We start from the raw sequence: 20,020 nt of genomic DNA, 5'->3' as shown, positions 1-20,020 counted from the left end.
ATTTGATGAGGGCTATGGGCGATAGGGGTGAGCAACGTCAAGCCCTTGGTCGATCTTGCCAGACGCGCGCCACATGCTTTGGAGAGAACGGAGACTCGACGACAGGGCGCATGACGCGGTGCCGACGTCCATTCTCCCAGCGCGTTCTGACTGTGGCTGACGAAAAGCTATCCATTGGTCGGGGATCGGCTAACAGCGAGATAGGCGCAGATTCCACAGGGTTAAGATGTTTAAGACTTATCAAACCGCGGTCGGCTGAACTCCATAACGGCTTGCGCACATAGGGCCGGCTCCATCTGGAACAGGAAATGTGGGGCGGGAATATCCTTGATAGACATGTCTTCAACGATCGTGGCGAGGGCTTCGGTCGCCTGTGCACCGATCAACAGGTCGGCAGAGGCGTTGAGATAAAGCAGAGGCTGGGAAACGGTGAGACCTGAGTTGGTGAGGTCAACTGTCAGGACCTCTTTTACGCGCATTCTTGCTACGTCTGGATGCAGGATTCCGAGGGCACCTTTTAACTCATGCCGTTGATTGGGTGTGGCCCGCCCACCCATCAGCAACGCATTAAGAAACACGAATGGGATGAGTGCAAACGGTACCCATTGCAGCACCCCAGCAATCACGCGCTTCAATGGAAAGTCAACCCGCGCAAACGAGGCCCCTAGGACAACTGCTTTGAGAAAGGGCGGATTTTCTGAAGCAATCCGAATAGCCAGAGGACCAGAAAACGACTCGCCGATCAGTATGAAGTCTTCGTTTGGCAGTTGGCTTCTGACAATGTCCAATAAGGCGTCATAGGTGTACGGTTCCTGCGTGGGGTAGGAAATCACCTCAACCTGAAAGAAGTGACGTTCTAGTTGCTCTGCGAAGTCGACCAGGAGGCGCCCTGTGCCATCTAGACCTGGCAGAATAACTATCTTTTTACGCTCATTCTTCATTCGGCGGAAGCGGTTCACTTCTTGCCGAACAGTTTCTGCAGCATGGCGGCCATCGGGCCGCTTTCCGGCAGCTTGGCCGGCGCCTGCTGTGGCCGTGCCTGGCGGATGTGGCTTTGAGCCTTTGGACCTTCAGCCTTCGGCGCCTTTGGCGGCGGCCGGTCGTCGTCGCTGGTCGGCACCAGCTTGTCACGCAGGGCCAGAGTAATGCGGTTCATGAAGGAACTGTCGTCGCCCTTGGCCAGCAGCCCGGCATCGTCGGCGATGGTGTCGAGCAGCACGTCCAGCCATTCGCGGTCGGCCTTGGCGAAGTCGCCGAGCACATGGGACTGCACCATTTCCCGGACGCCGGGATGGCCGACGCCGATGCGCACGCGGCGAAAATTCTTGCCGACATGCTGGTCGAGCGAACGGATGCCGTTGTGGCCGCCGGCGCCACCGCCGACCTTGACCCGCAATTTGCCGGCCGGCAGGTCGATCTCGTCGTAGAAGACGGTCAGCGCCTCGGGGCCGAGCTTGTAGAAGCGCAGGGCTTCGCCGACCGGCTGTCCCGACAGGTTCATGAAGGTCTGCGGCTTGATCAGAAGAATCTTTTCGCCGGCAATCGTGCCTTCGGCGATCAGGCCCTGGAACTTCTTCGACCAGGGCGAAAACGAATGGCGGCGGGCAATTGCGTCCGCCGCCATGAAGCCGACATTGTGCCGGTTATCAGCGTATTTCGCGCCCGGATTGCCGAGGCCTGCAAAGACAAGCATCGTGAACTCCGGGCCCGAAAATTACTTCTCTTCGGCAGCAGGAGCCGCCGCTTCGGGGGCTGCCGCTTCCGCCGTCTCTTCCGTCTCCGGCTTCATCGCCGAGGAGCCGGCAATGGTCGCGATGGTGAAATCGCGATCGGAGATCACCGGCTTGACGCCGGCCGGCAAGGTAACCGCCGAGATGTGGATCGAATCGCCAATGTCGGCGCCGGTGAGATCGACGGTGATGAATTCCGGGATCGCATTGGCCGGGCAGTGGAACTCGACTTCGTGACGCACGATGTTGAGCACGCCGCCGCGTTTGATGCCGGGCGACTTGTCTTCATTGATGAAGTGGACGGGCACGTCGACGTTGACCTCGGTGTCCTTGCCGATGCGCAGGAAGTCGACATGGACCGGGAAATCCTTGACCGGGTCGAGCTGGAAATCCTTGGGCAGAACCTGGATTTTCTTGCCGTCGACATCGATCGTGGCGATCGTGGTCAAAAACCCGCCGCCATGGATTTTGTAGAAGACGTCCTTGTAGTTCAGCGCAATCGCCAGGGGAGGCTGTCTGTCGCCGTAGATAACTGCAGGCACTTTACCGTTGCGGCGAACTGCACGGGCGGACCCCTTACCGACCTGTTCGCGCGCTTCGGCCTTGAGCTCGTAAGTATCGTGGCTCATGGCATTTCCTTTCGCGTTTTATGGAGCGTTTGCGGTGGCAGTGTGCCTGGACCGTAAACGTCGAAAGCCGCCAGGCCTGGATGTCCGAATGCCAGAAACCGCATACGCGGAGCTTTGTTCGGGATCACAAGGGAAGGCAGCCTTCCGCCGCGTTGCCTCCAAGGGTGTCTACGCGGGTGGCGGCTCTATAGCGGAAGGCGGGCAGGCGTGCAAGCCATGGCGGGCAAGGGCGGCCGATGCCTGCGTTGGGCGCGCCGCATTGCGCTCAGGCCGGCAGGTCGGTGGGCGGATTTGATCCGTTTCCCTTGGCGCCACCGAGCGTGGACAGAGCGCTCAGCAGTTTCGTCCGGTCCTTGCCGATCATGAGCACGCCGCTGTCGGGCGCCAGCAGCGCCGAGAACGGAAGCATGGCAGCGCCGATCGAGGAGGCCTCAGGGCCGAATTGCCCCGACACGATCTCCGGCGCCACGATGCCGATTGCGCTGGCCTGGTTGAACTGGGTCTGCACCCTTGCCAGCAGTTCGAGATGGATCGGCCTGGGCAGGATCGAGTCGAGAACGATGGCCTCGATGTCGATGATGGAGGTGATGGCGATGATCGCCTCGACCAGCGCGCTCGCACAATCGTCGATCCATTCGAACAGCGGCACGCGCGCTTCGGCTGGCAACGGATCGAGTTCCCGCACACGATTGATCACCACGCCGCGCGACCTCAGGTGATTGACCAGCACATAGATCGAGGCGCGATGCAGCAGGCTCTGGTAGCGCGCAGGCTTCGCCGCCACCGAATCGAGGCTTGAGGGCGAGACCGGCAAGGGTCCGAGGGCAGCGCTGTTGCCATGCGGCCCGGTATGGACCCTGCCGCCTTGCACCAGGCCGCCGCCGACAAAAGTGTCGATCGAGATGTGCATGAAATCGCGAAAGCGGGCGCCGGCGCCCTGGACAAGTTCGGCCAGCGCCGCCGACGTGGCGTCGTTTTCCACGAACACCGGCGTCTTCGCCGGCGTGGCAAAGCATGTCGTCAGGTCGATCGCCTCCCAGCGGCTGCCGAGATCGTCGGGAAAGCCGAGTTCCTCGCTCCAGCCGCCGAGGAAATAGGGTGAGGCAATGCCGACGCCGACGATGCTGGCATCGCCAAGCCCATCCACCAGCTTTTCGAAGGTGGCCAGCGCCATGTTGCCGGCCTTCAGCACCAAATCAGGATCGGGGAAGCGGTATTCGTGCGACTCTCTTGCGCGGATTTCACCGGCGAAGTCGACCAGAACGGCTTCAAGCGCACGCCGGCCGATCTTGATGCCGACGCTGTAGATGCGCTCCGGCGTCAGCCGGTAAAGCGTGGAGGGCGAACCGCGCTGCCCGAACCTTTTTCCCACTTGCTTTACGAATCCGGAAGATTCCAGGCCGTCGACGATGGCAGCGACGGCCGCCGGCGTCAGGCTTGCCGCGCGCGCCAGATCGGACTTGGAGGCTTCCTTGAGGCGACGGATGGCGTCGAGCACGAAACGCTCATTATAGTGCCGAACTTTGACAGAATTGCTGCCTTTCCCTGACAAAACCCGCACACTCCCCAAATGTCCCGTTCCCGGCGCGAAGCCCGCAAACCACCTGCGGCCGAGCGCACCCTGCGGTGCCTATGTTGGCGGCGACAGTGCGCGTCGGAACCATGGAAGTCAATTTTGCCGTTGCGCCTTTGCGCGATTTAATATAGCAAATTGAAAAAATAACTAGTCAGGGAGGAGACGTGCTGCACTCGGGCACACAAAGCGAAGCCGACGCTGCGGAGGTGCGGGCTGTTCCCGTTGCGCTGGTTCAGGCGGCGAAGGCTTTCGGCGGCACGATTGCGCTCAAGGACGCCTCCTTCGAATTGCGCTCGGGCGAGGTGCTGGCGCTGCTTGGCGAAAACGGCGCCGGCAAGAGCACCTGCGTGAAGCTTCTGGCCGGTGTGCATTCTCCCACCAGCGGTCATGTCGAGGTTGACGGCAAATCAGCCGTCTTCCATTCGCCGCATGACGCGCAGGCGGCCGGCATTGCGGTTATGCACCAGCATCCGGGCCTGTTTCCCGATCTTTCGGTGGCGGAAAATATCTATCTCGGCCATATGCCGCGCGACCGCTTCGGCGGCATCGACAACGCCGCCATGCTGGCCGGCGCGCGCAAGGTGCTGGCGACCGTCGGCCTCGACGTGCCGGCGGCAACGCGGCTGGGAACCCTGCGTACCTCAGAACAGCAACTGGTCGAAATAGCCCGGGCGCTGTCGCTGGATGCGCGCGTGCTGATCATGGACGAACCGACGGCGGCGCTGTCGCAGCGCGAGGTCGAGCGGCTGTTTTCCGTCGTTGCCGATCTCAGGCTGCACGGCGTGGCGATGATGTTCGTCGGCCACCGCATGGATGAAATCTTCCGCATCGCCGACCGTATCGCCGTGCTGCGTGACGGGCGCCTGATCGGCGTCAAGCCGAAGGCCGAGCTTGGCCGTGCTGCCGCCATCAGCATGATGGTCGGGCGTGAAGTCACCGACCTCTATCCCGAACGGCGCCATGCCTCAGGCGCGCTGGTGCTGGAGGCGAAGGGACTTTCGCGCGCCGGCGGCTTTACCGGCATCGACCTCAAGCTTCACGCAGGTGAGGTGCTCGGCCTTGGCGGTCTGGTCGGCAGCGGACGCACCGAGATTGCGCGCGTGCTGTTCGGTATCGACCGGCCCGACGCCGGCGAAATCCTGATCGACGGCAAGCCCGTGCAGTTCGCCTCGGCGCGCGACGCCATGGATGCGCGCATCGCCTATGTGTCGGAAGATCGCATGGGCCAGAGCCTGGTGATGGATTTCTCCATCCTCGACAATGCGGTGCTACCTGTTCTCGACAAGGCCGCACAACGCGGTCTCTACGGCACCGACCGCGCCATCGGTCTGGTGGCGGACTGGCTGAAGCGCATGAAGCTGCGCTTTTCCGGTTATGGGCAGCCGGTGAAAGAGTTATCCGGCGGCAACCAGCAGAAGGTGGTGCTGGCCAAATGGCTGCGCACCGAGCCGCGCGTGCTCATCCTCGACGAGCCGACGCAAGGCATCGATGTCGGCACCAAGGCGGAAGTGCATGCAATGATTGCTGACCTTGCCGCGCTAGGCATGGCGATCCTGCTGATCTCGTCAGAGATGCCCGAACTGATCGGCATGTGCGACCGCATTATCGTGCTGCGCGAAGGCCGCCAGACTGCCGAGTTTTCGCGCGGGCAAGCCACGCAGGAAAAAGTACTGGAAGCGGCGACCAGGACCGATGAACGTGCCGGCCAGGCAGCGCAGATAGAACGCGCCGCCGAGGAGGAAAAGGCAAAAGAACCGTTCGATTTTCTGAAGCGGCGGGAATTCGGCCTGCTTGCGGCGATGCTCGCCGTCGCCATTCCGGTCACCATCATCAACCCGCGCATGGTGAGCGCGGCGAACCTCACCGCTGTGTCGATGGACGCGGCCTTGCTGATTGTCGCCGCACTGGCGCAGATGCTGGTGCTGATCACCCGCAACATCGACCTGTCGATCGCAGCTGTGATCGGCCTCTCCGCCTATATGGCGGCCAGCATGGTTCAGGCCTATCCCGGATTGGACATCGGCATCGGCCTGATCACCGCCTGCGCGGTCGGCGGCTTTGCCGGACTGCTCAACGGCCTTGTCGTTACCAGGGGAAAGATCCCGGCCATCGTCGTTACGCTGGCTTCGATGTCGATCTTCCGCGGCTTCAACTCGATCTGGGCGGCGGGCGACCAGGTCAGCGCCGACGAAGTCACGCAAGCCTGGCTCGACATGACCGGGCTGAAGATCGCCGGCGTGCCGCTGATCGTCGTCATCGCTATTGTCATCCTGTGCGCCGGCTATGTGCTGCTCTATCGCACCGCAACCGGACGCGAGCTGTTTGCCACCGGCTCCAACCCGGACGGCGCACGGCTGATCGGCATTCCGGTCGACCGGCGCATCCTGCTGGCCTTCGGCATGGCCGGCCTGCTCGGCGGCCTGTGCGGGGCGCTGTGGGCATCGCGCTACGCCACCATCGATGCCCGCGTCGCGCTCGGCTTCGAGCTCACCGTGATCGCCTCCGCCGTGGTCGGCGGCGTCGCCATCCGCGGCGGCTCGGGCACGCTGCTCGGCATCATCCTTGGCGCGCTCACGCTCTTGGTCATCAAGAACGGGCTGACGCTGGTGCGTGTCGACCCGCTCTGGCTGCAGGGCGTCTATGGCTTGGTGATCCTGGTTGCCATCGGCATCGACACCTTCATCGCGCGGCGTGCCGAACAGGCAAGACAGCCGAGGGCGAGATGAGAAAGTTTATCCGCTCGATCGACTTCTGGGATCTGCTGCTGGCGACCGCCTGCCTCGCTGTCTTCGTCTATGCGGCGGTCTTCGTGCCGAATTTCGTTTCCGGCTTTAACCTTTCTCAACTGGCGGCGAGCGCCTCGGAAAAGGCGTTGCTGATCCTGCCGATGACGCTGCTCATCATCACCCGCGAGATCGACCTGTCGATCGCCTCGGTGCTGGCGCTGACATCCGTGGTGTTTGGCCTGCTCGTCCAGGGCGGCGTGCCGACGCTGGCGGCCATTCCGCTGACGCTGGTCTTCGGCGGCCTGCTCGGCGCCTTCAATGGCTATCTGGTTTCAGGGCTGGGGCTGCAGTCGCTGGTGGTGACGCTCGGCACCATGGCGCTCTATCGGGGCATTGGCTACATCCTGCTCGGCACCGGTTCGGTCAACATATTGCCGCCGGCGGTCGTCGATTTCGGCATCAGCAATCTGCCGGGCACACAAATCCCGTGGACCATCGTGCCGTTCCTGCTGCTGGCGCCGATCTTCGCGGTGGTGCTGCAGAAGACGCCGACCGGCAAGCGCATCTATGCGCTCGGCGGCAGCCCCGAAGTGGCGCGTTATTCCGGCATCGATACGCGCAAAATGGTGCTGAAGCTGTTCGTCGTTTCGGGCATGGTCGCAGCCATCGCCGGCATCGTCTATACCGCGCGCCTCTCCAACGCCCGCGCCAACAATGCGCTCGGCATGGAGCTCGATGTCATCACCATCGTGCTGCTCGGCGGCGTCAGCGTCTTCGGTGGTAAGGGGCGGCTCACGGGGGTCATGCTGGCGCTGCTGTTGATCGCCATCATCCGAAATGTGCTGGCGCTCAACCAGATCGGCGGCGACGCTCAAGGCATGATCATCGGCCTGCTTCTGATCGGCTCGCTGCTGGTCGGCAATTACTGGCGCTCCCTGGAGGAGCGGCTGTCAAGATCGCGCGTCCTGCGCGAAACCAAGGGGTGATCTCGGGCCCCTTTCTTCAAGCCCGAATTCTGACGGAGGAGACACAATGAAAGCGTTTAGAATAGCCCTGCTCGCATCCGCGGTTCTGCTTGCGCCGGCCTCGCTGGCCTACAGCCAGGAATGCGCCAAGGAACCGGTGACCGTCGGCTTCCTGCCCAAGCTCGACACCGATCCCTACTTCAAGGTGGCTTTCGGCGGCGCCGAGGAGGCTGCGAAGGAAATTGGCGGCACCGCCACCCAGGTTGCCCCTTCGCAAGCGACGGCCGAGGCACAGATCGAATTCATCAACAGCCTTGTGTCGCAGAAGGTCGGCGTCATCGCTATCGCCGGCAACGACGCCAATGCGGTTGCGCCTGCGCTGAAGCGCGCCGTTCAGCAAGGCGTCCGGGTGATCTCGTACGATTCCGACGTCGCGGCCGATGCGCGCGCGGTGTTCGTGAACCAGGTGAAGGGCGACAGTCTGGCCGAAATGATGCTGGAAAGCGCATTCAACCTCAGCGGCGGCGAAGGCGAGTTCGCCATCCTGTCGTCGACGCCGACGGCGACCAACCAGAACGCCTGGATCGACTTCATGAAGGCGAAGATGGCGGCAGAGCCGAAATACGCCAAGATGAAACTGGTGCAGGTCGCCTATGGCGAGGAGAGCGAGCAGGTCAACCAGCAGCAGGCCTTGGCGCTGGTGCAGGCGTTTCCGGATCTCAAGGTGATCATCGTGCCGGCAGGCATTGGCCTTCCGGCGGCCGCGCGCGCACTCGAGGAAGCCGGCATGATCGGCAAGGTCAAGCTGACCGGCCTTGCGCCGGCCACTTTGATTTCGAAATACATCAAGGATGGCTCTGCCCAGGATATCTGGTGGAATGTCACCGATCTCGGCTACCTGACCTATCAGGCGGCCCAGGCGCTGGCGCAGTGCAAGATCACCGGCAAGGAAGGTGAGAAGTTCACGGCGGGCAGGCTCGGCGAATACACGATCGGGGCCAGCGGCGAACTGATCCTTGGCCCGGCCAAGATCGTGACGCCGGAAAACCTGGCCGAGTTTAAGTTCTAAGCCTCCCAAGGCCCGGCGGGCGCCGGTTCAAGCCGGCGCCCGCTCGTTCAATTGTCAGTCGAAAAGCGTGAGGGCGACGATGAAACTCTTGCTGGCAGGCGAGACCTTCGCGGCGACGACCTCGGTCGCCGCCGGCGGCGATGTGCTGACGAGTGCGACGTGGGTAAACGGCGCGACGGCCTTCAATGCCGCACTTGCCGCAGAGGGCATAGCGGTGACGCAGATCGGTGGCGATCGCTGCGCGGCCGAATTTCCGTATGACCTCGACGCGCTGGCCGAATACCAGGCGGTGGTGATCTCCGATGTCGGCGCGCTGACCTTGCTGGTCACGCCGGAGGCCCGCGCCGGGCGCATCGGCGTCAACCGCCTCGATGTCCTCAAGGCCTATGTCGAAGGCGGTGGCGGGCTGATGCTGGCCGGCGGCTATATGGGGTTCCAGGGAATGTTCGGCACGGCGCGTTTCCACGACACCCCGGTCGAGGACATCCTGCCCGTGCGCTGCCTGCCATTCTCGGACGGGCTGGAAGTGCCGCAAGGCCTGCAGCCGTCGATCCTTCAGGCGTCGCATCCAATCCTTGCCGGTGTCGCGGGCCCGTTGCCGCCGATCCTCGGCATGAACAAACTCGATTTCAGGCGCGACGGCTCGTCCCAGCTTCTGGCGACCTGCCAGTATCGCGGCACCGACTGGCCGCTGCTGGCGGTTCGTGAGCATGGCCGTGGCCGCACCGTCGCGTGGGCGACAGACATCGGCCCGCACTGGCTGTCGCAGGATTTTTTGGGATGGCCGCTCTACGGCATATTGATGGCCAACATCATGCGCTGGCTGGCCGGCAAGGATTAAGCCTGGCGTGTTTGTAGGGCAGCTAGTCCGGCTTGCTGCTCAACGCTTCGCGCAGCGCCTGGATCCGCCGATTCAAGGCATCGAGATCAGCCATCGTCATGCCCGAGCGTTCGATCAGGGTTTCGTTGAGGCAGTTGCACTGGACGAGCAGCGCGCGGCCGGCAGGCGTCAGGTCGACCTGCACTTGGCGCTCGTCCGTCTGGCTGCGCTGGCGGGTGACGAGACCGGCCTGTTCCATGCGCTTCAACAGCGGCGTGATGGTGCTCGATTCCAAAGCGAGCCTGTGCGCAATCGAGCCGACCGACATCCCGCCGGCTTCGGCAAGTGCGTTCAGCACGAGATATTGCGGATAGGTGATGCCCATCTCGTCCAGCATGGGCTTGTAGGTGCGATTGATTGCCATGCTGGTGGCGTAAAGCGTGAAGCAGAGCTGGTTGTCCAACGGGAGAGGCACGAGGCATTCCTTTGCCGACTGAGCACATCAATATGTACCACGAAAAATGATATCGCGATATATTTTTCTGTAGACAAGGATTTGGACCTGCGCTAGTCTTATGGTTATCGCGATATTGATTATCGCGGAAGCAATCAATGGAGAGCGAGATGACCAAGCCCGGCAGCAGCACGATCACCACCAAGGACGGCACCGAAATTTTCTACAAGGATTGGGGAACGGGACAACCCATCGTCTTCCATCACGGCTGGCCGCTGAGCAGCGACGACTGGGACGCCCAGATGCTGTTCTTCCTGTCCAAGGGCTACCGCGTCATTGCCCATGACCGGCGCGGCCATGGCCGCTCGACCCAGACCGATACCGGCAACGAGATGGATACGTATGCCGCCGATGTCGCGGAACTTGCGGCGCATCTCGACCTCAGAGACGCCATCCATGTCGGCCATTCCACCGGTGGCGGCGAAGTGGCCCGTTATGTCGCGAAGTACGGCTCCGGTGGCCGTGTCGCCAAGGCCGCATTGCTCGGCGCGGTGCCGCCGATCATGCTGAAGACGGCGGCCAATCCGGGTGGCCTGCCGATCGAGGTGTTCGATGGTTTCCGCTCCGCCCAGGCAGCCAACCGCGCCCAGTTTTTCCACGATGTTGCGGCCGGCCCGTTCTACGGCTTCAACCGCCCCGGCGCCCAGGTGTCGCAGGCTGTCGTCGAGAATTGGTGGCGCCAGGGCATGATGGGCGGCACCAAGGCGCATTACGATTGCATCAAGGCGTTCTCGGAAACCGACTTCACCGACGATCTGAAGGCCATCGAGGTGCCGGTGCTGGTGATGCATGGCGACGACGACCAGATCGTTCCGATCGCCGACTCCGCGCTGCTGGCTGTCAAGCTGCTCAAAAAGGGCGAGCTCAAGGTCTACAAGGGCTTCCCGCACGGCATGGCGACGACCCATGCCGATGTCATCAATGCCGACCTGCTGGCGTTCTTCAAGGCGTAGAATCGTTCAGTTGAATAGACATCGTCCAGTTGGATAGGCAAGGCACCCGCCGCCGGGCGGGTGCATTTGCTTTCGTCGAAATGTCAGCGGGACAGTGCCTATTTATCGAGAAAACCAGTGATCAGTTTGACGGTGTCGTCGGGGTTTTCCTCCATGATCCAGTGTCCGGAAGCGGGCACGATGCCGCCCGTGACATCGGTCGCAACAAGCCGCAGGAGATCGGCCTGCGTGGTGCCGGCGGATTTTTCACCGCCGACAGCCAGCACCGGCATGGTCAGTTTGCCGCCGGCGGCAAGCATCGCCTGGTTGTCGATCGCGTCCTGGTCAAACGCCTTGAACTGCTCGAAAGCGTCATGCATCGCATGCGGGCGGGCATAGAGTCTGGCGTAGTGCTTGCGCGTGGCCTCGTCGATCTTCTTGGGGTCTGCCGACAGTTCGTTGTAGAAGCGATCGAGATAGATGCGCTCGCGCCCTGCGACCAGCCGCTCCATATCCGGGCCGCGGAAGTTGAAGTGCCAAAGCAGCGGGCTTTGCTTGATCTTTTCCCAATCGCCGATGCCGGGCAGCGGCGCATCGATGATGACCCATTTGGTGATGCGCTTGGGATACTGAGCGGCGAGCGCATAGCCGACCATGTTGCCGATGTCGTGGGTGACGAGATCTGCCTTGTCGATCTTCAGGGCATCCAACACGCCGGCGATGTCGACGGCCTGGTTCTTCTTGGCGTAGCCCGCTTCCGGGTGGGCCGACAGACCCATGCCGCGCAGGTCCGGCACGATGACGGTGTGGTCCTTTGCGAGGGCGATGGCCGCGGCGCCCCACATGTCTCCGGTATCGGCAAAGCCGTGCAGCAGCACGACGGCGGGACCCTTGCCGCCAACGCGCACATAGAGTTTGGTGCCGTTGGTTCCGACGGACTGCGTCTTGAAACCCGGTGGAAAAGGAACGATGCGCGCCGTAGCGGGCAAGGTAACAAGAAGCACGCCCAACACGGCCAACACGATCTTATGCATGTCATTCTCCAGAGACGTTAAGTGTCTGCGGCAGCGTTACCCCGCGCGCGCGGTTCGAACACTAGCCGGGTTTCCACCTGGCGCTTGGGGAAAGAATCATGAGGGCGTCGCAGTTGCCACGCCCTCATGTCGAGTGCTGAAGATCGGCGGTTTTAACTGGTCGCCGCCTGCGCCTTCCTGGCTTCCTTCATGTTGGGCAGGAACACCGTCAGAAGGCCGAGCAGCGGCAGATACGAGCAGATCTGGAAGACGAAATCGATGCCCTTCATGTCGGCGACGACGCCGAGCACGGCGGCTGCAATGCCGCCCATGCCGAAGGCGAAGCCGAAGAAGATCCCGGCGATGGTGCCGACACGTCCCGGCACCAACTCCTGCGCAAACACGACGATGTTGGAGAAGGCCGAGGACAGGATCAGGCCGATCAGCACCGTCAGCACCATCGTCCATTCGAAATTGGCGTAGGGCAGCGCCAGCGTGAAGGGCAGCACGCCGACGATCGAGAACCAGATCATCGCCTTCTGGCCGTAGCGGTCGCCGAACGGTCCGCCGAGCAGGATGCCCAGCGCCGAGGCGCCGAGGAACAGGAACAGCATGACCTGGCTCATCTGCACCGACACGCCGAACTTATGGATGGAATAAAAGGTGTAGTAGCTGGAGAGCGAGGCGATGTAGGCGTTCTTGGTCAGCACCAGCAGCGTCAGCACCGCCAGCGCTCCCATCACCTTCTTGCGCGGGAAGGGGGAGACGAAGCTTGCCGCCTTGCGATTGCCCTGCGCGGCGCGCATCCGGCTGTACCAGCCGCCGACCCGCGACAAAACGATGATGCCGATCAGAGACCCGACGGCGAACCATGAAATGCTGGTCTGGCCGAAGGGCACAACGATGAAGGCAGCGAGCAGCGGCCCCATCGACTGGCCGAAATTGCCGCCGACCTGGAACAAAGATTGCGCCAGGCCAAAGCGGCCGCCGGAGGCAAAGCGGGCAATGCGCGAGGATTCCGGATGGAAGATCGCCGAGCCGATTCCGATCAGCGAGGCGCCGACCAGAAGCAGCGCATAGTGGCCGGCATAGGCCAGAACGATCAGGCCAATCAGCGAGGACGCCATGCCGTAGGGCAGCGAATAGGGCATTGGCCGCTTGTCGGTGATCATGCCGATGACCGGCTGCAGCAGCGACGCCGTGACCTGGAAGGTGAAGGTCAGAAGACCGATCTGCCAGAAATCGAGACCGTAATTCTCTTTCAGCAGCGGATAGATCGCCGGCAGCAGCGATTGCATGATGTCGTTGATGCCGTGGCAAAAGCTCACCGCCAGAATGACGGTGAAGGCGGTCGCCTGGGCTGAAGGGAGGCTGGCGCTTGGCTGCGGTGCAATGCTGGTGGCTGTCGTATCGGTCAAGGCAGGCTCCGAGGTCTTTTTGGCGGGTGTTTGCCCGCGGGCAGGCTTGGCGGCCGCTCCCGCGGACCGCCTTAAGGACGCTCGTCTGAAGCGCTTGGGCGACGCCCCTGCGGAGCGCCTTGGGGATGGCTGCCTTATAAGCCGCTTGCGAGGCGACTTCTTTCGTGGTTTGGTCCAATAGTTTCGCAAGTGGGCCATAGCCGATGCCACATGGCAGGGACATCTTCCGCGCCGGCAATGCCGATCTCGGCCGATTGCACGAAAGCCGCTGGCAGTGGCTGGAGGAGGTTTCCGGGCCGGCGGTGGCTTTGCCGACCGAATATCCCGACGGTTACCTCGTGCCGCAACACCGCCACAGCCGCAGCCAGCTGCTGCATGCGCTGGTCGGTGTCGTGCTGGTGACGACCAGGTACGGGCGCTGGATGGTGCCGCCCGACCACGCAATGTGGATACCGGCCGGCACCGAGCATTCTGTCGAAATGCTGGGCGATGTCTCGATGCGCTCGGTCTATGTCATGCCGGGCGCTATCCCCGGCCTGCCGGAAGGTTTGCGCGTCGTCGGCATCACCGAGCTGATGCACAGCCTGATCGTCGAATCGGAAAAGCTGCCGCAAGGCGGCGAACTGGAAGGCCGCGGCGGGCTGATCATGAACCTGTTGCTGCACGAGATCCCGACCTTGCCGGAACGGCCGCTCGGGCTGCCGTTCCCGTCCGACCCGAAGCTGGCGGCGCTCTGCCGACGCTTTGTCGCGGCACCTTCGCCGCACGCCACGATCGACGAGTGGGCGGATGCCGCAGGCATGAGCCGCCGTTCGTTCACCCGCGCCTTCCAGCGCCAGACCGGACTGTCCTTGTCGACTTGGCGCCAGCAGGCCTGCCTATTTGCGGCCCTGCCTAGGCTCGCCGATGGCGAGCCGATCACCAGGGTGGCGCTCGACCTCGGTTATGACAGCGTGCCGGCATTCATAACCATGTTCAAGCGCATGCTCGGCGCCTCGCCGCGCGGCTATATGCGCGGCGCCCGCGACGAAGGCATGCGGCGGGCTCAGCCTCGACTTGAGGCCCCGGCGCCGTAGCGCCAGGAAAAGCCCGCAGTACTTTGCCGTAGGCCCTAGTCCAGCTGAACGCCGCTGGCCTTGACGATCGGTTCCCATTTGGCGAGTTCGGCCTTCACATGCACTCCAAGCTCTTCCGGGGTGGAGGCCACGATCGAGGCGCTGAACTGGGCCATGCGGGCGATCACATCAGGGTCTTTCAGGGCTTCAACTGCCGCCTTCTGAAGAACGGCGACGACCTCCGGCGGCGTGCCTGCGGGCGCGAACAGAGCGTTCCAGCTGTAGGTTTCATAGCCGGGAATGGTTTCGGCAATGGCCGGTATGTCGGGGAAGGAGGGAACGCGCTCCTTGGTGGTGACGCCAAGCGCTCTCAGCGTCCCGCTCTTGATATGGCCCGATGAAGAGGGGAGGTTGTCGAACATCATCGGCACCTGATTGCCGATAACGTCGTTCAAGGCCGGTCCGGCGCCCTTGTAGGGAATGTGCTGCATACTGACGCCGGCCATCGTCTTGAAAAGCTCGCCGGAGAGATGCAGCGGGGTGCCATTGCCTGATGAGGCGTAGGCATATTTGTCCGGGTCCTTCTTCAGCATCTCGATCAGTTCCTTGACGTCCTTGGCGGGGAATTCAGGGTTTACGACTAGGACGTTTGGCACCAGCACGAGCAACGATATCGGCGCAAAATCCTTCTCCGCGTCGTAGGGCTTTGTCTTCAGGATCAGCGGGTTGAGCGCGTGGGTTGCGACCGTGCCCATCAGGATCGTGTAGCCGTCCGGTTCGGCTCGGGCGACCTGGGCAGCGCCGATGCTGCCCCCGGCGCCGCCGACATTTTCGACGACAATCTGCTGGCCCAGCTTTTCGGACATCTTGTTGGCGACCAGGCGCGCGACCAGATCCGTCGAGCCACCGGCGGAAAAGGGGACAACCATGGTGATGGTCCGGTCCGGAAAATCGGCGGCCCAGGCCGCCGGTGCTGAAAGGGTGGCTGCGATGGAAACCGCGAGCCCGAGCAAAGTCCTACGCCGCATCTGCTACTCCTCCGTTGATTGGAGGGGCAGTATGGCCATGGTGAACTCCTCGCACAATGCAACCATGGACTGACTGCCCGCCTCAGGAGATCGGGCTTGACACCGATGCTTCGGTTGGCGTGCGCGAGAACGCCTCACCCCTCAGTTCAATCAGCCTTGGTCCAGCTGAAAACAAGCCATTTGTATCGTGACGTCTCTTCAGGCTCGGCCGTGTAGGTCATCTGCATGTCGCCGCCCTCGGCGTAGATGTCGAGCCTGGGCGCCGTGTCCAGTTCGAGCCACAGGGAATCGTTCTTGAACGACCATGTCCCGCACCAGACGCAAGGCCCCGATGCCGGGTCACCCGGTTGGTGAAAATTGTAGCGGCCGTCCGCCGTGATCTCCAGATAGTCGAAGGCGCCATAAAAGGCGGTCACAGTCTGCTGAAATTCGGTCGCAGACGCTTCCTGGTCGGGCTTCGCCGGCTCTTTCAGATCACGCGGTGGCCGGATTGCGGACCCTGCGATGCTCCATTTGCCGATGAAATCCTTTTCGGTGGGAAGATATTCCGTTTGCGCCTGCGCGGTCGAAACCGGAGCGATTGTCGGCGCATAGGCCGCGCTGGCGATGCCGATTGCGAGAAGCATTCCTGCGATGCCTGCAGCCTTGATTCGATTGCGCATCAGCTGGCTCCTTTCACGACGGTTTGGGGCAGATTCCAAAAAGGAGATTACCCCCGAGCCAGGCCCGTGGGCACGCTTTTGGGCAACATGGATTAATCGAACAGGCTCGACACGGACTCTTCGGTCGCTGTGCGCGAAATCGCCTCGCCCATCAGGTCGGCGATGGAGATGACGCGGATATTCGGGGCGTCGAGCACGCCTTGCGTCGGCTGGATGGAATCGGTGATCACCAGTTCCTGCAGCTTCGAGCCGCTGATCCGGGCGACCGCACCGCCCGACAGCACGCCGTGGGTGATATAGGCGGTGACGCTGGTAGCGCCGTTGGCGAGCAGCGCATCGGCGGCGTTGCACAGCGTGCCGCCGGAATCGACGATGTCGTCGATCAGCAGGCAATCCTTGCCGGCGACCGCGCCGATGATGTTCATCACTTCGGATTCACCGGGACGTTCGCGGCGCTTGTCGACGATGGCCAGTTGTGCGTCGAAGCGTTTGGCGAGCGCGCGGGCGCGCACCACGCCGCCGATGTCGGGCGAGACGACCACGACATTGGCAAGCTGTTTGTATTTTGCCTTCACGTCACGGGCCATCACCGGCACCGAGAACAGATTGTCGGTAGGAATGTCGAAAAAACCCTGGATCTGGCCAGCATGGAGGTCGAGCGTCAAGACGCGGTCGACGCCGGCGCGGGTGATCATGTTGGCGACCAGCTTCGCCGAGATCGGTGTGCGGCCCGAGGCCCGGCGATCCTGCCTGGCGTAACCGAAATATGGGATGACCGCGGTGATGCGCTTGGCCGAGGAGCGCATGAAGGCATCGATCATGATGAGCAGTTCCATCAGATGATCGTTGGTCGGGAACGAGGTCGACTGCAGGATGAAGACATCCTCGCCGCGCACGTTTTCCTGGATTTCGACGAAGATTTCCTGATCGGCGAAGCGTCTGACGCTGGCCTTGCCCAGCGGGACATTGAGATAGCGGGCGACCGCTTCGGCCAGCACCCGGTTGGAATTGCCCGCGAAAAGCTTCATGCACCGTTCCTGGCGAAGGATGGGGAGGTCCTCTTAATCGGGCTTGTAGCGAGCCGTGCCGGTATTGCAAGCCTCGTTGACGGGAATCCGCCGGCTAATCTCAAAAACGTCAACAGTGAACGGAAGCCGGTAACAGGCGGATCAGCCGGCGCTGCCGCCGAGCCAGGCCGCGAACTGGTCGATCGTCTGGTCGGCGATCGCCTGCATGGTAGCGGGTGCAACCGCGGGCCAGCCTTCGGCGGCATTGACCGAGGGCGCCTTCTGCTGGCCATTGATGCGGTGTAGCCGGTTGCCAGCGGGGTCATAGACGTCCCAGACATAGATAACGGTGGTATCCTTGCCTTCCGTCATGGTCGAGAAGTAGCCCTTCAGCACATGGGTGGCGGCCTGGTCGGCGCTGCCGGCAAGGGTGATGCCGCGCTGCTTGGCGCGTGTCTGCAGTTCGGCCGTCAGCGGCGTTGCCGCTTCCACGGAGGCGCCGACGATCGGCGCGATCTGCAGCCGGGTCTTCGACAAAGCGGCGGCGCTCTGCGCGGGGTTGGCGGGTGTCGTGGCGCCGACGGCCGGCGCTGGTGTGGCGGCGGGCGCGATGCCCGGGGCAGCCAAGGGCTGAGCCGGTTGGGCCGAGGCTGCCGGCGGCGTGATGGCGGACGGCTCAAGGACCTCCTTGGCATTGGTGCAAGCGGCCAGCACAAGCGCTGCGAGCAATGACACGGTCGTCACATGCGATCGTCTCATCTGCCCGAAAACTCCTTAGTCGCGAACGCCCCCGCGTGGACCAACCATTATGGATTCACTGTACGATCAAGTCGAGATCATGGCGTGAAAGCGGCTTCGGCTGGGATTCGGTGGTCAGGTAGGTGCGGCCAAGCGTCATCGCCGTCTCGGTTTCGGAGTCCATGATGATCATGTGCGCGAACAATGTCATGTTGGGCGCGATCGGCTCGGGATTGCCCTGGTAGAACATCGGCATATCCATCCAGGACGGGGTGAAGCGGGCGCCGACGGAATAGCCGCAGGCGTTCAACCGATGCTTGGTCAGGCTGTGCGCCTCCAGCGTGCGGGCATGCGCGTCGAAGACGTCGCCGAAGGTGTTGCCGGGCGTCATCGCCTTCTCGACCGCCAGAAGAGCCGCGCGGGCGGCGTCGAACAGCTCCTGATGGCGCTTCGACGCCTTGCCGGTCAGCACGGTGCGCATCATCGGCGCGTGATAGTGATGGAACACGCCGGCCCATTCGAGCGTCAGCTGATCGTTCTTGGTCAGCTTGCGGCGCCCGGCCTTGTAGCGGCAGAGCAGCGCGTCGATGCCCGAGCCGATGATGAATTCATTGGCCGGATAGTCGCCGCCGCCGGCAAACACCGCGCCCTGCATGGCGGCAAGGATCAGCGCTTCGTCGCCGCCCTGCTTGATCAGCGGCAGGGCCGCGTCGAGCGCGTCGTCGGAAAGGTTGGCGGCCTTTTCGGCCTTGGCGATTTCAGCCGGGCTCTTGAACAGGCGCAGACGGCCGACAATACCGGAGGCGTCGGCGATCTGGCCGAAGGTCTGCAGCTGCTCGTCGACGCGGCGGCCATTGAAGGCGGTCAGGCCATGGGTGTCGTATTCGACGCCGATGCGGGCGCCGAGGAGATTGAGGTCGTTGAGCAGGTTGCGCAGGTCGACCGCCGGGTTGGCGCCGTCGCGGTCGGTCCACAGCACGATGTTGTCGATGATCGATGTGTGGCGCGCCTGGCGCAAATCGGCCGAGCGGGTGAGCAGCACCATCGAGCCGTCAGCCTTCACAACCAGGCACTGGAAGAAACAGAAGCCGAACGTGTCGTAGCCGGTTAGCCAGTACATGCTCTCCTGGGCGAAAAGCAGTACAGCATCGAGCTTCTTTTCCGTCATCTCGATCATCAACCGGTCACGCCGGGCGTCAAATTCCGACCGTTCGAAATGCAGCGCCATTATCCGTTCTCCAAAACAATTGCCGAAACCTGCCGACCGTAGTCCGGTTCCTTGCGATGCGTCGCGCGCCGGTAGGAAAAGAAGAGATCCTCCTCGGCATAGGTGCAGCGGCCAAGCCCCTGCGCGGTCACGCCAGCCTTCTTCAGCCGGTCGACCGTATAGAGGTTGAGATCGAACATTGCATGCGCCGGATTGGCCGAAGGCGCGAAATAGCCGATGTTTTCGGCATCGGCTTCGACGAAACGGGCGACGAATTCCGGCCCGACCTCGTAATTGTCGGGGCCGATCGAAGGACCGAGAACCGCAATGATGCGCTCACGGCGGGCGCCGAGGCTTTCCATCGCGGCAATGGTGTTTTCAAGCACACCGGTAAAAGCGCCCTTCCAGCCGGCGTGTGCAGCGCCAATGATGCGCGCTTGCGCATCGGCGAACAGCACGGGGCCGCAATCGGCCGTCGAGGCGCCGATGGCGATGCCCGGCCGGTCGGTGACGATGGCGTCGGCCTTGGGCCGCGGGCCGGGAAAGGGTTCCCTGGCAATAACGACATCGGGCGAGTGGACCTGATGCGCGGTCAGGAGATGGCTGGCCGGCACACCCATCCAGGCAGCGACGCGGCGGCGGTTCTCGGCGACCAGCATCTGATCGTCATCCGAGCCGGTGCCGATGTTAAGTCCCTGATAGATGCCGCCGGAGACGCCGCCGATACGGGTGAAATAGCCATGGCGGATACCTCGCGGCTTGGCCGCTTCCAGCAGCGGCGAGCGAACAGGATCCGGTTTGGTCTGATTCAGCATGGATGGGTTTGTTGTCCGCGCCGGCGTTTTCGTCAAGGCGAAGTTCGGCCGAGTGATTGCGACAGTGCTGCCGCGTCGACTTTGCATTGGCCAAAAGCAGGCATGCGACCACAAGC

General features: G+C 62.7%; 19 protein-coding genes. 6 read left to right on the top strand and 13 right to left on the bottom strand.

Features of this window, described 5'->3' with window-relative positions; all coding sequences use genetic code 11:
- Window positions 1-230 precede the first annotated feature (230 nt).
- The 4 genes from NKJ88_RS00495 to NKJ88_RS00480 form a co-directional block, all read right to left on the bottom strand.
- Window positions 231-941 (bottom strand): alpha/beta fold hydrolase, encoded by a 711-nt coding sequence (locus NKJ88_RS00495; RefSeq protein WP_352443348.1) that lies wholly within the window; start codon window positions 939-941, stop codon window positions 231-233.
- 14 nt (window positions 942-955) lie between these two features.
- Window positions 956-1,693, bottom strand: a complete 738-nt coding sequence (gene pth / locus NKJ88_RS00490; protein WP_352443347.1) for an aminoacyl-tRNA hydrolase — start codon at window positions 1,691-1,693, stop codon at window positions 956-958.
- Between the two features lie 21 nt (window positions 1,694-1,714).
- Window positions 1,715-2,359, bottom strand: a complete 645-nt coding sequence (locus tag NKJ88_RS00485; RefSeq protein ID WP_023686131.1) for a 50S ribosomal protein L25/general stress protein Ctc — start codon at window positions 2,357-2,359, stop codon at window positions 1,715-1,717.
- Window positions 2,360-2,624: 265 nt separating this feature from the next.
- Complete coding sequence (locus tag NKJ88_RS00480; protein WP_023701572.1) at window positions 2,625-3,857, bottom strand: ROK family transcriptional regulator; 1,233 nt, start codon at window positions 3,855-3,857, stop codon at window positions 2,625-2,627.
- A 242-nt stretch (window positions 3,858-4,099) separates the two neighbouring features.
- Between NKJ88_RS00480 and NKJ88_RS00475 the strand changes: the two genes are divergently transcribed.
- The 4 genes from NKJ88_RS00475 (at window position 4,100) to NKJ88_RS00460 (ending at window position 9,536) form a co-directional block, all read left to right on the top strand.
- Window positions 4,100-6,661, top strand: a complete 2,562-nt coding sequence (locus tag NKJ88_RS00475; RefSeq protein WP_352443346.1) for an ATP-binding cassette domain-containing protein — start codon at window positions 4,100-4,102, stop codon at window positions 6,659-6,661.
- A complete protein-coding gene (locus NKJ88_RS00470; RefSeq protein WP_023695803.1) occupies window positions 6,658-7,647 on the top strand; it encodes an ABC transporter permease in 990 nt (329 codons plus the stop codon). The genes NKJ88_RS00475 and NKJ88_RS00470 overlap by 4 nt, the downstream gene beginning before the upstream one ends.
- A 46-nt stretch (window positions 7,648-7,693) precedes the next feature.
- Window positions 7,694-8,695: a rhamnose ABC transporter substrate-binding protein gene (locus tag NKJ88_RS00465; protein WP_031203833.1), complete on the top strand. Its 1,002-nt coding sequence runs from the start codon at window positions 7,694-7,696 to the stop codon at window positions 8,693-8,695.
- Window positions 8,696-8,774: 79 nt separating this feature from the next.
- Window positions 8,775-9,536, top strand: a complete 762-nt coding sequence (locus NKJ88_RS00460) for a glutamine amidotransferase (RefSeq protein ID WP_352443345.1) — start codon at window positions 8,775-8,777, stop codon at window positions 9,534-9,536.
- A 22-nt stretch (window positions 9,537-9,558) separates the two neighbouring features.
- Here NKJ88_RS00460 and NKJ88_RS00455 read toward each other — a convergent pair whose 3' ends face one another.
- Window positions 9,559-9,990 (bottom strand): MarR family winged helix-turn-helix transcriptional regulator, encoded by a 432-nt coding sequence (locus tag NKJ88_RS00455; protein WP_023828119.1) that lies wholly within the window; start codon window positions 9,988-9,990, stop codon window positions 9,559-9,561.
- 149 nt (window positions 9,991-10,139) lie between these two features.
- On the opposite strand from NKJ88_RS00455, the gene NKJ88_RS00450 reads away from it, so the two are divergent.
- Entirely contained in the window at window positions 10,140-10,982 is an 843-nt protein-coding gene (locus NKJ88_RS00450) for an alpha/beta fold hydrolase (RefSeq protein ID WP_155923731.1), read from the top strand.
- A gap of 98 nt (window positions 10,983-11,080) precedes the next feature.
- Here the strand turns inward: NKJ88_RS00450 and NKJ88_RS00445 are convergent, their stop codons facing one another.
- Complete coding sequence (locus NKJ88_RS00445) at window positions 11,081-11,995, bottom strand: alpha/beta fold hydrolase (protein ID WP_352443344.1); 915 nt, start codon at window positions 11,993-11,995, stop codon at window positions 11,081-11,083.
- Window positions 11,996-12,147: 152 nt separating this feature from the next.
- On the bottom strand, window positions 12,148-13,392 hold the full coding sequence (locus NKJ88_RS00440; RefSeq protein WP_352443343.1) for an MFS transporter: 1,245 nt from the start codon (window positions 13,390-13,392) through the stop codon (window positions 12,148-12,150).
- Between the two features lie 203 nt (window positions 13,393-13,595).
- On the opposite strand from NKJ88_RS00440, the gene NKJ88_RS00435 reads away from it, so the two are divergent.
- Window positions 13,596-14,468, top strand: a complete 873-nt coding sequence (locus NKJ88_RS00435) for an AraC family transcriptional regulator (RefSeq protein ID WP_023733350.1) — start codon at window positions 13,596-13,598, stop codon at window positions 14,466-14,468.
- A gap of 35 nt (window positions 14,469-14,503) precedes the next feature.
- Here the strand turns inward: NKJ88_RS00435 and NKJ88_RS00430 are convergent, their stop codons facing one another.
- The 6 genes from NKJ88_RS00430 to pgeF form a co-directional block, all read right to left on the bottom strand.
- Window positions 14,504-15,475, bottom strand: a complete 972-nt coding sequence (locus NKJ88_RS00430) for a Bug family tripartite tricarboxylate transporter substrate binding protein (protein ID WP_023683714.1) — start codon at window positions 15,473-15,475, stop codon at window positions 14,504-14,506.
- Window positions 15,476-15,621: 146 nt separating this feature from the next.
- Window positions 15,622-16,137 (bottom strand): hypothetical protein, encoded by a 516-nt coding sequence (locus NKJ88_RS00425; protein ID WP_023686120.1) that lies wholly within the window; start codon window positions 16,135-16,137, stop codon window positions 15,622-15,624.
- 92 nt (window positions 16,138-16,229) lie between these two features.
- A complete protein-coding gene (locus tag NKJ88_RS00420) occupies window positions 16,230-17,165 on the bottom strand; it encodes a ribose-phosphate pyrophosphokinase (RefSeq protein WP_023686119.1) in 936 nt (311 codons plus the stop codon).
- 141 nt (window positions 17,166-17,306) lie between these two features.
- Window positions 17,307-17,903, bottom strand: coding sequence for a hypothetical protein (locus NKJ88_RS00415; protein ID WP_023823416.1), 597 nt, complete (start codon window positions 17,901-17,903; stop codon window positions 17,307-17,309).
- 55 nt (window positions 17,904-17,958) lie between these two features.
- Window positions 17,959-19,110, bottom strand: a complete 1,152-nt coding sequence (locus tag NKJ88_RS00410) for a M24 family metallopeptidase (RefSeq protein WP_023683716.1) — start codon at window positions 19,108-19,110, stop codon at window positions 17,959-17,961.
- The gene (gene pgeF, locus NKJ88_RS00405) at window positions 19,110-19,904 is read right to left on the bottom strand and encodes a peptidoglycan editing factor PgeF (protein ID WP_023695793.1); all 795 of its coding nucleotides are present in this window, start codon (window positions 19,902-19,904) and stop codon (window positions 19,110-19,112) included. Before pgeF ends, NKJ88_RS00410 begins: the two co-directional genes overlap by 1 nt.
- Between the last annotated feature and the right edge of the window lie 116 nt (window positions 19,905-20,020).

This window comes from Mesorhizobium sp. M0016 (genome assembly GCF_040324035.1).
Lineage (GTDB): Bacteria > Pseudomonadota > Alphaproteobacteria > Rhizobiales > Rhizobiaceae > Mesorhizobium.
This window is presented reverse-complemented; position numbering and strand designations above follow the sequence as displayed.

Excerpts from the sequence above, each read along its gene's own strand:
- NKJ88_RS00435 (WP_023733350.1), top strand. The coding sequence starts at position 13,596 with ATGCCACATGGCAGGGACATCTTCCGCGCCGGCAATGCCGATCTCGGC.
- NKJ88_RS00460 (WP_352443345.1), top strand. The coding sequence starts at position 8,775 with ATGAAACTCTTGCTGGCAGGCGAGACCTTCGCGGCGACGACCTCGGTC.
- NKJ88_RS00410 (WP_023683716.1), bottom strand. The coding sequence starts at position 19,110 with ATGGCGCTGCATTTCGAACGGTCGGAATTTGACGCCCGGCGTGACCGG.
- NKJ88_RS00430 (WP_023683714.1), bottom strand. The coding sequence starts at position 15,475 with ATGCGGCGTAGGACTTTGCTCGGGCTCGCGGTTTCCATCGCAGCCACC.
- NKJ88_RS00425 (WP_023686120.1), bottom strand. The coding sequence starts at position 16,137 with ATGCGCAATCGAATCAAGGCTGCAGGCATCGCAGGAATGCTTCTCGCA.
- NKJ88_RS00465 (WP_031203833.1), top strand. The coding sequence starts at position 7,694 with ATGAAAGCGTTTAGAATAGCCCTGCTCGCATCCGCGGTTCTGCTTGCG.
- pth (WP_352443347.1), bottom strand. The coding sequence starts at position 1,693 with ATGCTTGTCTTTGCAGGCCTCGGCAATCCGGGCGCGAAATACGCTGAT.
- NKJ88_RS00445 (WP_352443344.1), bottom strand. The coding sequence starts at position 11,995 with ATGCATAAGATCGTGTTGGCCGTGTTGGGCGTGCTTCTTGTTACCTTG.
- pgeF (WP_023695793.1), bottom strand. The coding sequence starts at position 19,904 with ATGCTGAATCAGACCAAACCGGATCCTGTTCGCTCGCCGCTGCTGGAA.
- NKJ88_RS00415 (WP_023823416.1), bottom strand. The coding sequence starts at position 17,903 with ATGAGACGATCGCATGTGACGACCGTGTCATTGCTCGCAGCGCTTGTG.
- NKJ88_RS00495 (WP_352443348.1), bottom strand. The coding sequence starts at position 941 with ATGAAGAATGAGCGTAAAAAGATAGTTATTCTGCCAGGTCTAGATGGC.
- NKJ88_RS00470 (WP_023695803.1), top strand. The coding sequence starts at position 6,658 with ATGAGAAAGTTTATCCGCTCGATCGACTTCTGGGATCTGCTGCTGGCG.
- NKJ88_RS00420 (WP_023686119.1), bottom strand. The coding sequence starts at position 17,165 with ATGAAGCTTTTCGCGGGCAATTCCAACCGGGTGCTGGCCGAAGCGGTC.
- NKJ88_RS00485 (WP_023686131.1), bottom strand. The coding sequence starts at position 2,359 with ATGAGCCACGATACTTACGAGCTCAAGGCCGAAGCGCGCGAACAGGTC.
- NKJ88_RS00450 (WP_155923731.1), top strand. The coding sequence starts at position 10,140 with ATGACCAAGCCCGGCAGCAGCACGATCACCACCAAGGACGGCACCGAA.